Origin of the sequence: Variovorax boronicumulans (assembly GCF_040544675.1) — a bacterium.
In the GTDB taxonomy this organism is placed as follows: domain Bacteria; phylum Pseudomonadota; class Gammaproteobacteria; order Burkholderiales; family Burkholderiaceae_C; genus Variovorax; species Variovorax boronicumulans_D.
Genome location: NZ_JBEPKK010000005.1, coordinates 1 through 11,652 on the forward strand (window position 1 = coordinate 1; position 11,652 = coordinate 11,652).

Annotated in this window: 7 protein-coding genes; 1 reads left to right on the forward strand and 6 read right to left on the reverse strand. The window is 69.4% G+C overall.

All coding sequences use genetic code 11. From position 1 onward, the window contains the following. Window positions 1–181: 181 nt before the first annotated feature. The 6 genes from tagF to phnD (ABIC90_RS10770) all read right to left on the reverse strand — a co-directional run bounded on the left by tagF (window position 182) and on the right by phnD (ABIC90_RS10770) (window position 9,576). On the reverse strand, window positions 182–829 hold the full coding sequence (gene tagF, locus ABIC90_RS10745; RefSeq protein WP_354354100.1) for a type VI secretion system-associated protein TagF: 648 nt from the start codon (window positions 827–829) through the stop codon (window positions 182–184). Further along, on the reverse strand, window positions 826–4,425 hold the full coding sequence (gene tssM / locus ABIC90_RS10750) for a type VI secretion system membrane subunit TssM (protein ID WP_354354101.1): 3,600 nt from the start codon (window positions 4,423–4,425) through the stop codon (window positions 826–828). The genes tagF and tssM overlap by 4 nt, the downstream gene beginning before the upstream one ends. Continuing rightward, window positions 4,422–5,786 (reverse strand): DotU family type VI secretion system protein, encoded by a 1,365-nt coding sequence (locus ABIC90_RS10755; RefSeq protein WP_354354102.1) that lies wholly within the window; start codon window positions 5,784–5,786, stop codon window positions 4,422–4,424. Before ABIC90_RS10755 ends, tssM begins: the two co-directional genes overlap by 4 nt. Window positions 5,787–5,817: 31 nt before the next feature. Beyond that, window positions 5,818–7,149 carry a type VI secretion system baseplate subunit TssK gene (gene tssK / locus ABIC90_RS10760; RefSeq protein ID WP_354354103.1) on the reverse strand — a complete coding sequence of 444 codons (1,332 nt, stop codon included), beginning with the start codon at window positions 7,147–7,149 and terminating at the stop codon, window positions 5,818–5,820. 184 nt (window positions 7,150–7,333) lie between these two features. Then, window positions 7,334–8,356 carry a phosphate/phosphite/phosphonate ABC transporter substrate-binding protein gene (gene phnD / locus ABIC90_RS10765; protein WP_354354430.1) on the reverse strand — a complete coding sequence of 341 codons (1,023 nt, stop codon included), beginning with the start codon at window positions 8,354–8,356 and terminating at the stop codon, window positions 7,334–7,336. A gap of 143 nt (window positions 8,357–8,499) precedes the next feature. Beyond that, window positions 8,500–9,576: a phosphate/phosphite/phosphonate ABC transporter substrate-binding protein gene (gene phnD / locus ABIC90_RS10770; RefSeq protein ID WP_354354104.1), complete on the reverse strand. Its 1,077-nt coding sequence runs from the start codon at window positions 9,574–9,576 to the stop codon at window positions 8,500–8,502. 175 nt (window positions 9,577–9,751) lie between these two features. Between phnD (ABIC90_RS10770) and ABIC90_RS10775 the strand changes: the two genes are divergently transcribed. After that, entirely contained in the window at window positions 9,752–11,641 is a 1,890-nt protein-coding gene (locus tag ABIC90_RS10775; protein WP_354354105.1) for an ATP-binding response regulator, read from the forward strand. The last annotated feature ends 11 nt before the right edge of the window (window positions 11,642–11,652 follow it).

The following is an 11,652-nucleotide window of genomic DNA, read 5'->3' on the forward strand; positions in this document are numbered from 1 at the left end:
GCGAAGCGAGTTCTGCGAGACCCCGCGAACCGCGAGCACCGCAGGTTGCCCGTAGCGCAGCGGAGGGACACACACAGCAGGGTCGCCTTTCTTTTGCCTACGTTTCTTTGGCGAAGCAAAGAAAAGTAGGTCGCCTGTCGGGGCGAGACCCGACCTCGGGAAACAAAAGAAACCCAGACCTTCATTCCCCACCCCCGAGAAACAAAGCCTCGAACTGCAAGTCGCGAGGCAGCCCGGTAGAAACCATCCGAACCCCACCTTCAACGGCAGGATCCCCCATCCAAAAAGAAGCACCAGCCCCCGGCAGGGCAAGCGACTGAACACCGGACACCCCCGCGCCTGCGGCGGCAACAACAAAAAGCCTCCCCAACACAGCATCGAACCTCAAGGCATCCAGATCGCCATCCAGCCCTTCCAGCGCAGCCTGCGTCGCCAACGCCCACCAGTGCAGCGCCGCAACCAGCGCCTCGCCCTGAAGCGACTCCCCTGCACCTTCATCGAGCTCCACGGCCAGCGTGAACGGAAAGTACCGCCCCACCCCATCCACCGAAGGCATCAACACCCCGATCCACGCCCGCTCCCCCGCCACCTGAGGCCCGAGCGCAAAACACCAGATCGGCGCTTCGAGGTAATAGGACGTCCAGTCCGCATGCCGATCCCGCAGCCGCGCAAGACCCCGCTGCAACCACTGGTCCCACACCGAGCGAAACGACTCCGGCAGCCGCCGATGCGCAAAGTCCCCCATCCCCGGCAACTTGCCGAACCATCCTGGCAATTCGGCCGAGGCGAAGATGGAAGAAGAAGAAGCAGAAGAAGAGGCCAAGCTCACAACCCCTCCGGACAAGAAAACTCCCGCAGCTCGCGCAAGCGGATCGGATGCTGCACGCTGTTGGTCGTCACTTCGAAGCGCGTCTTGCGCGCCCCGACCTGGAAGGTGATAAAAAATTTCTCGGGCGCATCGCCGGCTTCGAGCTGGCCGTCGTCGAGCGCGCGGAACAGCGCCCACGGCCCATCGACCGCGGAGCCCGAACTGCCGGTGGTCGACGGCGGGCTCACCTGGATGCGCACCTGGTTGCTGCCCTTGGGGCCGGGCCATTGCACCGCCATCGGCACCACCGGGCCGTGCGCGTACTTCACGAGCTGCCCATCGACGTCCAGGATGAACTGGGTGATGCCCGCATCCATCTCCACCGGCTTGAAGTCCAGCCGCATCGACGGGCCCCGGCCGCCGGCGCGGAAGAAGATGTCCTTGATGCGTGCGGCGCGCTCGAACTGCGCCAGCGCCTGCGTGGTGATGGCGCCGCGCTCGGCCACGGGCTTGTAGCGCCACGGGCGCGTGCTGGTGTCCACCAGCGCGGCCAGCCGCTTCTGGAAGAAGTCGTCCATCAGGCCGCCGGCACCGAACATCTGGCCGAAGTCCTCGGGCAGCACGTCGCGCTTGCTGGTGGGCGAGAACGGATAGCGGCCGGCGATGGCGCGCGCACAGAACTCGGCCACGGGGCGCAGGTCCTGGCTCAGGTTGCCGCGCTCGGCCGCCTGGGCCTGGGTGGCGCCGGTCTGACTCAGGTTCTCGACCATCGAGCGCACCGGTTCGGGCAGGCGGCCGGCGTCGGCCTTGAGCTTGCCGGCCACGTCGCCGGGCGGCGGCGAGGTGCGGCCCTTGACGGCCGTGTCCACCGCGTTGAGGTACACGTACACCTCGTTGAAGAGCTTGAGCGCATCGTCCAGCGGCGCGGGCTGGCCGGGCGCGGCGGGCGTGACCAGGCGGCGCAGCGGCTCGAAGCGGTCGTCCACGATGCTCTCGATGCGCTTGCCGCTGGCCACCGGCTTGTTGGGGTCGCCGCCGAACAGGTCTTCCAGGCCCTTGCGCGTGTTCGCGACGGTGGCGGTGGCCTTGCTCACCACGTCCTTGGGCTGGTCGGCGGGGATCAGCGTGGTCTCTTTCACCACGGCGCGCAGGAAGTTGGCCAGCGGCGAACTCACGCCCGAGAGGATGCGCGCGGACTCGATGTTCTTGTCCAGGCCGTTGGCGCGGATCAGGCGCACGTCGGCGAGCAGCGCTTCCCACTGCTTGACGTACTCGGCCAGGTAGAGGCGGCGCACGCGGTCGGTCAGCGCGCCCAGCGCGGCCACGTCGCGCAGGCGGTCGGCGGCGCCCTTGTCCTGGCCGAGCACCCACGGGTCTTCGGCGGCCAGGAGGCCGGTGAGCACGGTGACTTCGTTCTGGAAACGCTTGTGATAGCCGTCATAGGTGAACATGCCCGGCACGCCTTCGGTCAGCGGCTTGCCGCTGATGCGCTCGAACACCAGGGGCGCCGAGGGGCCGGCCGCGGTGGCCACGCTGAAGCCGGGAATGTCCTTGGTCGCGCGCTGGCGCTTCAGGCGGCTGAACACGCGCTGCTCCAGCGGATAGCTCGCGAGCACGGCGCGCACGCTGCGCACCAGGTTCTCGTCCATCTTGAGCGGCGAGCGCGGCGGCCCCTGGGCGATGAGCACGTCCAGCTGCGCTTCGAGCGCCTGGCGCTGGTCTTCGGGAATGCCGCGGTCCAGGCTGCGCGCCCAGTCGAGCGTGATCCAGGCCTTCAGCGCCTCGGGATCGAAGTGCTCGGGCTGGTAGAGCATCAAGTAGCTCTTGAGCGCCTCGTAGGTGTACTCCAGGTTGTCCCTCTGCGCGGTGCGCAGCTGGTCTTCGATGCGCTTGGCGATCTGCGGCAGGAACACGTCGTTGAGCGCGCGCTGGTGCGTGAGCATGGCGGCGGCGTCGAGCTTGTCGCCCTGGTAGAGGCCCAGCGTCATGCTGAGCGGCTCGTCGCCCTGGCGGTTCTCGGGGGTCTTCCAGATGTCGCGCAGGCCCTGCATCACGGGCGCGACTTCGACCAGGTTCTGCATCTGCACCGGCAGGGTCGCCAGCATCTTCTGCGCGGGCTCGGCACGGGCCTCGACCGACTTCAGGTAGTTCAGGTTGCGCCAGGTGCTGTAGCCCCAGCCGGCCAGCAGACCGACGGTGACCAGCGTCATCGCGGCCACGCCCGCCATGCGCAGCGTGTGGCGGCGGCGCTCCAGCTTCACGTCGGCGCCGGCCAGGCGCTGCTCGGGGAACACCACGTCGCGCAGCAGCGAGGTCAGGAAGTAGCTGCGGCCGCTGCTCTTCTGCGGCGCGAGCATCGCGCGCTCGATGCCGAAGCTGCGTGCAAGGCTGCCCATCACGCGGTCGATGGGGCTGCCCTCCTGCGTGCCGCTGGTGAAGTACACGCCGCGCACCCACGGCGGCTGCGCAAAGCGCGAGCCGGTGAACACCTGGTCGAGCAGGTCCGACAGCAGCGAGCCGATGGAGCCGAACTGCGCCGGGAACCCGAAGATCGCCGCGCGGCGCGCGCCGTCGGTCTCGCGCTGCATGCGCGGAATCAGGCCGTCGTTCACGCGGTTGTGCAGCAGCGCGAACTCGCGGTGGAAGGCGGTGGAGAGGCCCTTTTCTTCCAGCTGCACGTTCTCGTCGGCCGGCAGCGTGAAGCCGAAGACCTGCGCGCGCTGTTCCTTGCCCAGGTCGTCGAAGTAGTCGGTGAAGCCGTAGAGCAGGTCGCTCTTGGTGACGAGCACGTACACCGGCAGGCGCGTGGTGAGCTTGCTGTCGAGTTCGAGCAGGCGCGCGCGGATCGACGCGGCCAGCTGCGTGCGCTGCTCGGGGCCCTGGCTCAGCAGGTCGGCCACGCTCACCGTGAGGAACACGCCGTTCAGCGGACGGCGCGGGCGCGCCTTCTTGAGCAGGCCGAGGAAGCCTTCCCACGCGTTCTTGTCCTCGGTCTGGTGGCTGTCCTGCGTGGTGTAGCGGCCGGCGGTGTCGATGAGCACGGCCTCGTCGGTGAACCACCAGTCGCAGTTGCGCGTGCCGCCCACGCCGCGGATCGCGCCGGGGCCGAACTTCTCGGCCAGGGGAAAGCTCAGGCCCGAGTTCACGAGTGCGGTGGTCTTGCCGGCGCCCGGTGCGCCGATGAACACGTACCACGGCAGGTCGTACAGATAGCTGCCGCCCGAGATCGACATCCAGTCGCGCCAGCCCGGCTTCTTGCCGGCGGCGTGCAGGCGCATCTGCTTCAGGGTGGCGACGGCTTCGCTGAAGCGCGTGTCGAGGATTTTCTGTTCGCCGTTGACCGGTGCATCGGTCTTGACCGAAGGCGCCTTCATGAGGCCGTCGGTCAGGTGCTGGCTCGCACGGCGCGCGCGCCAGCGGCGGTACAGCACGCGCAGCACCACGAGGAGCACGATCACGCCGATGACGATGGCGCGCACCATTTCGCTTTCGAGCGGCGCGAGCGCGCCGATCTTCACCAGCGGGCCGATCCACCAGATCAGCAGCGCGACGACGACGAGTGCGAGCAGCGTCAGCAGCAGCGGGCTGAACAGGAAGCCGAAGATTTTCTTGATCATTTCGTCGCTCCTGGAGCCGGCGCGGCCGGGGCCGTGGCGGCAGGTGCTGCGGAAGCGATGCGCTCGGGCTCGGTCAGCAGCACGATGTCGACGCGGCGGTTGCGCGCGCGGTTGGCCGGCGTGTCGTTGGCCGCCACCGGCTCGGCGTCGGCCTTGCCGTCCGAGCGCATGCGCGCCGGCTCGACCAGCGTGGTGAGGGCGCCCTTCACCGCATCGGCACGCGCGGCCGAAAGATGCCAGTTGGAGGGATAGCGCAGCGAGCGGATCGGCTGGTTGTCCGAGTGGCCGGTGATCAGCACCTCGCCCTTCACCTCGGCCAGCGCCTGGCCGATGCGGCGCAGCACCGGCAGCGACTGCGCCATGGGCTCGGCGCTGCCGGAGCCGAAGAAGGAATCGCCGCGCAGGCGCACCACGCTGCGGTCGGCTTCGTCGGTCACGGTGACCAGGCCCTGCTTGACCTCGGGTTCAAGAAAGCGCGCGAGCCGCGGCGACTTGGCCGGCGGCGCGGGCGGCGCGATCTGGATGTTGGGCACGCGCAGGCCCGAGACGGCCGCGTAGGTGGTGTCGGAGCGGTTGTTCAGCATGAGCCGCATGCCCACCCACGCGAGCGCGAGCAGGAAGGCGAAGCCCGCCGCGAACACCCACAGCGGCAGCGATTCGCGCAGCCGCACCGTGCCCGCGCCCTGCCCGCGCCAGTGCGGCGAGAGCTCGGGCTCCAGCTGCGGTCGGTCCTTGGCGATCAGGTCGGCCAGGCGCTGGCGCACCGAGTCGAGCTGCGCGCGGCCGTTGTCGACCACGCGGTAGCGGCCTTCGAAGCCGAGCGCGAGCACGCTGTAGATCAGCTCCAGCAACTGGCGGTGCGTGGGCACATCCTGCGCGAGCTTGGCCAGCAGCTGGAACACCTTTTCGCCGCCCCAGGTCTCGTTGTGGAACTGCACCAGCAGGCTCTGCTTGTTCCAGCCGGCCTGCACGCCCCAGGGCGTGTTGGCCACGGCTTCGTCGAGCGCGGTGCACAGCACGTAGCGTGCGGCCAGCACCTGTTCGTTGCTCACGCCCGCGCGGCGCGCGGCGGCGTCGAACTGGTTCACCGCCTCGGCGGTGGAGGCGCGCAGCGCCGGCACATTGGGCGGCTGCGCCAGGGTACGCAGCTTGGCGATGAGGACCAGAAGCTTGCCCGCGGCCGACACCAGCGGATTGATCAGCCCGATCTCGCCGACATCGGCCGGCGGCGTGGGATCGGCGCCGCCGAAGAAAGGCGCGGGCGCCGCAGCCGGCGGCGTGCCGGCCGGCGTGCGCGGCTTGGGCTTGATGACCGTGCGCTCCGACTCGAAGGCGGCAAAGGGATCGGGGGGTGTGCTCATGATGGTGTTCCGTTTCCGTCAGCCAATGCGGCTAGGAACGAATGGCCCAGAAGGCGAGGTCCAGGCCGGGGAAGTCGCCCGCGATATGCATCGCGATGCCGCCCGATTGCTCGAGCTGGCGCCACAGGTCGCTGTTGCGCGTTTCGAGTTCGAAGTAGTTCGCGCCCGTGTGAAACGGAATCTGCCGCGGCGCCACCGGCATCGGCGTGAGCGTGACGCCCGGCAGCGCCAGGTTGACCAGGTCGCGGATGCGCTCGACCGGGCCGATCTTGACCTGCGTGGGAAAGCGCGCGCGCAACGCCTCGCTCGGCATGTTGGCGTTCACCGCGAGCACGAAGGTGGCCTTGCGCTGCAGCTCCACGTCGGTCACCACCGCCACGCGCACGCCGTGCTTGCGGTCGTGCAGCTCGATGCGGATGGCCGACTGCTCGAACACCATCGACAGGCTGCGGCGCAGGTCGTCCATCACCGGCCTGAAGCTCAGGGCCAGGTCGTCATGGATGTAGGGGCCGAAGCGCGCCACGCGGCGCGAATCGCGAAAGCTCGACAGGTCGCCCGCCAGCCCCAGCGCATGTTCGAAGAAGTGCTGCGGGTGCAGCATGGCGCTTTTCGCCAGGTGCGCAAAGATGGCCTCGTTGCGGTTCACCGCCTGCAGCAGCATGAAGTCGGCGATCTCGGCCACGCCGCCGGTGCCGCCCTGGGTCATGCGTCCGGCCAGTGCCTCGCCGCGCTGGCGCAGGAGGCCCAGCAGTTCGTCGAGCCAGGCGCGGATCACCGCATGGCCGGCCACGTCGAGCAGGGGCGGCAGCATGCCGCGCTCCAGCTGCACCTGGTTGTCGACGCGGCGCTCCACCACGCGGGCCACGCCCAGCGTGGTCCAGGCGTCGGTGGCTTCGCTGGCACGCATCAGGCGCGTGTGCAGCTGGCCCAACTGCAGCATGGCGGTGCGCTCGCCGGCGGTGTTGGAATCGGGCACTTCCGATTCGAGCACCCGGTGGCGCACCAGCTCTTCATAGTCTTCGGCATCGGCCTCGCGGGCGCCCGCGCGGCGCAGGGGCAGCGCGAGCACCACCGCTTCGTCGCGCATGGCCGGCGGAATGTCGATGGGCTCGGGCAGCGGATCGACCGCCGGCATGTCGAACACCGTGCCGTCGCCGAACATGCCGACCGCGCGCACCAGCGCCAGCTTGCCCAGCGTGAGCGCGGCCTGGTCGATTTCGAGCTCGGCAAAACCCCAGGCGTAGGGGGTCGTCGAACGCACGAGCACATGCCTCGCGTGGTCGGCATGACGCTCGCTCTGCTGCAGGTGCTGAGGCTGCAACAGCATCCCCTCGCTCCAGACCACTTTTGTTCGCCAACTCATCCGCACTCCGTCAACGGCAAGGGTTGCCAAAAGAAACACGAAGTTTCCGGCGCGGCGGGCGGCGGGCAAATCCGCCTAATGGCCTAGATGGCGCGGATTGGAGCTACGGCGAAGGGAGTAGATGCGGGCGGGTGCGCATCAGTGCCACGCGGAGCGGGCGGGCTTGGTCGGGTGATGGGCTTGTTCAGCGCCCGCCGGCCCGCAGCACCCGCGCCTGCTCGGCGTACAGCTTGTCGATGCGCTGCAGGCGCTGCGTGCGCGCCGCCTCGTTCACCCACGAGGCGGCCATGGCGCGCTGCTTGCCCAGTTCGTACTCCAGCCGCGCCGCGGGCAGCAGCGCGCTGTCGTCGGCCGCGACGTAGCCGTAGGTGGCGCGCAGGTTCCTGAGCACTTCGCGCTCGGCCTCGGCGCGCGGGCCCGTGCCTTGCCCGTAGCTGGTCAGAAAGGTCTGCAGCCTGGCCTGGAACTCGGGCGGCCAGTTGCGCCGCACCACCATCGGCGCGCCGGGCGGCGGCGTGGATTCCCAGACAACCTTCAGCCGTTCGGCCTCGACCGGGAACTGCTGGCGAAAGCGCTCCAGGTCGGTGGTGTTGTTGGTGGCCACGTCGGCGTCGCCATTCGCCACGGCCAGGGCGGTGGCCTGGTGGGTGCCGACGAGCTCGCTGCGAAAGCGCGTCTCCATGTCGATGTTGTTCGGCAGGAAGAGCTGGCTCTGCGGCACGGCAAAGCCGGTGACCGAGCGCCTGTCGCCGCGCGCGAGGCGCCAGCGTTCGGGCTCGGCGAGCACGCCGTCCAGCGTGTTCAGCGGGCCGGTCTTGCGGGTCAGCAGGATGGCGCGGTGTTCGGGCATGTCCGGGCGGCGCGCGATCTGCGCCACCACCTTCATGCGCCGCTGCATCACGGCGTCCAGCGCCATCTTGGCCGACAGAAAAGCCATGTCGATCTCGTCGCGGCCGATGGCGCGGTCCAGCTCTTCATAAGAGGGCACCGAATACGCGGTGACCGGCATGCCCAGCGAGCGGCTCATGTCGGCCATGAGCGGCGTCCACAGCGCCCGCGACTCGACAGTGCCGCCCAGCGGCAGCACGCCGAAGCGGATGGACTGGATGGGTTTGTCCTGCGCAGCCTGCGCCAGCGCCGGCGATGGCAGGGCCAGCAAGCTTGCAACAGCGATGAACCCGCCGAAGACCCGCGATGCCGCCGTCAGCCGCGAGCGCCATGGCCCATGCACCCGCCACGGCCAATGCCAGGAACACCGCGGAACCGGCTCCGCCGGGCCGCAGGTGTTGCCCCCGGCGAGGGGGGGGGAGAAGCGACACGAAGTGCGCGAAGCCTGGGGGAGTGCCATTTTCAGGGCGTCAGGTCCTTGAGCACGCCGGCCTGCTCGGCGTAGACGCTCTCGATGCGCTGCAGCCGCGCCTGCCGCGCGGCGTCGTTCACCCACTGCGCGGTGACCGCGTTCTGCTTAGCAAGTTGGTAGGCCAGCTTGGCCGCAGGCTGCAGCGAGCTGTTGTCGGCCGCCACGAAGCCGGCCAGGTCGTGCAGCGACTTGAGCACCACCCGCTCGGCATCGCCGCGCGGCCCCTTGGCGCGGCCGTAGGCGACCAGGAACGCCTGCACCCGGGTGCGCAATTCGGCCGGGTACTCGCGCCGCACCACGATCTGCGCATGCGGAATGAGCTCCGATTCCCACAGCACCTGCAGCCGCTCGGCCTCGGCCGGAAAGCGCTGCCTGAAGCGCTCGAAGTCGGCCGAGTTGTTGGTGGCCACGTCGGCCTCGTTGTTGGCCACGGCCAGCGCATTGGTCTGGTGGGTGCCCACGATCTCGCTCTGAAAGCGGGTTTCCATCGCGATGTGGTTCGGCAAAAAAAACTGCAGCTGCGGCACGATGAAGCCCGACACCGACTGCTTCTCGCCGCGCGCCAGGCGCCAGCGCTCCGGCTGGTCCAGCAGGTGCTTGAGCGAGTGCATCGGCGGCGTCTTGCGGGACAGCAGCAGCGCGCGGTAGCCGGGCAGGCCGTCGTGGCGAACGACCTGGGCGACCACTTTCATGCGGCGCTGGGTCACGGCGTCCAGCGCCATCTTTCCCGAGAGAAAAGCCATGTCGACCTCGTTGCGCTGGATCGCCTGCTCCAGCGCTTCGTACGAGTTGACGGACAGCACGCTCACCGGCCGGCCGATGGCGCGGCTCAGTTCGGCCAGCAGCGGATCCCAGTCGCTGCGCGACTCGAAGGCGCCGCCCAGCGGCAGGATGCCGAAGCGCACCGGCGCATCCGCCGCGGGCGCCTGGGCCGTCGCCGCCAGCGGCAAAGCCAGCAGCAGCATCAGCCCGAGCGCGGCCGGGCCGAATGCGGCGCGCATACCGGCCTCGAAGCCGGCCAGAAACTCGGCAAGGACATCGGCAAAACGCCGCATGAATATCTGCATGTTGGACCCGGACACAGGTGATTCCGACAGGCCGCCAGCAGCTGGCAGCGTCAGGACGCTTGCGATTAGATAACAAATGCAAACATTTCAGCCGATGTTTTTGAGGTGACGTTTTCATGGCTTCCCTGTATAGGAGAACCCACCTAAGCTCGGCCCCCATGCGTTCACTGCCCCCATGAACTGGAACTTTCGCGTCCTGCGCGGCCTGGCCCGCCTCACCTTCGCCCAGCAGCTGATCCTGCTGGCGCTGGTGCCGGCGACCGCCGCCACGCTCACCGCCATTGCCGTCCTGACGCGCCAGCACCTGGGCAATCTCACCGAGCTGATGCGCGCCAATGCGCAGACGGTGGCGCTGCAGGTGGCCACGGCGGCGCAGGCCCCGCTCGGCCGCATGGACCGCCGCGCGCTGCAGCGCACCGCGCAGACCGGCACCTACCAGCCCCATGTGCAGCAGGTGCAGATCTGGACCGAGGACGGCGAGATCGTCGCCAATTCCGAAACCGTGGACCGCGCGCGCGCCGAGGGCCTCCAGGTGCTGGCGCCCATCGTGGCCGACGACGGCCGGCCGACCGGCAAGGTGATGGTGGAGATCAGCCTCGATGCCGTTCAGAGCGCCCGTCGCTCGGTGTGGCTGAACGTGGCGCTGGTGCTGGCGATCAGCCTCGTGGGCGTGGGGCTGGCCGGCTGGTGGGCGGCACGGCGCATCAGCGAGCCGATCCGCGCGCTGGGCAAGGCCGTCGACCGGCTGGGCGCGGGCGAGGATGCGAGTGTGTCCGTCGAAGGCTCCTCGGAGGTGCGGCATCTGCAGCACGGCTTCAACCAGGCGGCGCGCGCGCTCGCCGAAAGCCGCCGCCTGCTGCAAAGCCGCATCAGCGCGGCCACGGCCGAGCTGGCCCGCAAGAACGCGCAGCTGGAAGTGGCAAGCCAGGCCAAGACCCGCCTCCTGGCCGCCGCCAGCCACGACCTGCGCCAGCCGCTGCATGCGCTCACGCTTTTTTCGGACGGCCTGGCCAACGGCGAGACCGACCCGGTGCGGCTGCAGCGCATCGGCCACATCCGCGAATGCGTGGAATCGCTGGACCGGCTGTTCTCGGAGCTGCTCAACCTCTCGCAGCTCGATGCCGGCGTGCTGCAGCCGCAATGGACCGACTTTCCGCTGGACCGGCTGTTCGACGAAATCAGCCGCAACTTCCGCTCGGTGGCCGAGCAGCAGGGCCTGCGCCTGGTGGCGCGCAAGACCGACCTGTGGGTGCGCTGCGACTACGTGATGCTCTCGCGCATCCTGAACAACCTGGTCTCCAACTCGCTGCGCCACACCATCGAGGGCGGCGTGCTCATCGGCGCGCGGCGGCGTGGCAAGGGTGTGCGCATCGATGTGCTGGACACCGGCGTGGGCATCGCGCCGCAGCACCAGACCCGCGTGTTCGAAGAGTTCTACCAGGTGGAGCCCACGGGCAAGCAGGCGGCGCGCGGCGCGCGCGGCATGGGCCTGGGACTGGCCACGGTGCAGCGGCTGGCGGAGCTGCTGAACACCCGCGTCGAGCTGAGTTCGCGCCTGCACAAGGGCACCTGCGTGCGGGTGCTGGTGCGCTCGGCCCCGGCCGCCCTGCCCGCGCCGGCCGCGGCGCCGCTGCCGGCGGACATCGAGGACGACGTGAGCCTGGAGAAGCTTCGCATCCTGGTGATCGACGACGAGCGCACCATCCTCGAAGGCCTGTCGGTGGTGCTCTCCAACTGGGGCGCCGAGGTGCTGGCCGCGCAGACCCGCGCCGAGGCGCTGGCGCTGGCCGACATCTGGGAGCAGCCGCCCGACGTGGTGGTGAGCGACCTGCTGCTGCAGGGCGGCGACAACGGCCTGGACGTGCTCGCCGCGCTGGAGCGCCATCCGCGCGGCATCGGCCCCGGCACGGCGCGCCTGCTGGTGACCGGCGAGACCAAGCCCGACCGCCTGCGCGAGGTGGCGAGCGCGGGCATCGCGGTGCTCTACAAGCCGGTGTCGCCGCGCGTGCTGCGGCAGGCCATACAGGCGCAGCGCGCGGCTGCCTTGCGCCTCATCGAGGCCTAGTTCTTCGGGCA

Excerpts from the sequence above, each read along its gene's own strand:
- tssM (WP_354354101.1), bottom strand. The coding sequence starts at position 4,425 with ATGATCAAGAAAATCTTCGGCTTCCTGTTCAGCCCGCTGCTGCTGACG.
- tssK (WP_354354103.1), bottom strand. The coding sequence starts at position 7,149 with ATGAGTTGGCGAACAAAAGTGGTCTGGAGCGAGGGGATGCTGTTGCAG.
- ABIC90_RS10775 (WP_354354105.1), top strand. The coding sequence starts at position 9,752 with ATGAACTGGAACTTTCGCGTCCTGCGCGGCCTGGCCCGCCTCACCTTC.
- phnD (WP_354354104.1), bottom strand. The coding sequence starts at position 9,576 with ATGCAGATATTCATGCGGCGTTTTGCCGATGTCCTTGCCGAGTTTCTG.
- ABIC90_RS10755 (WP_354354102.1), bottom strand. The coding sequence starts at position 5,786 with ATGAGCACACCCCCCGATCCCTTTGCCGCCTTCGAGTCGGAGCGCACG.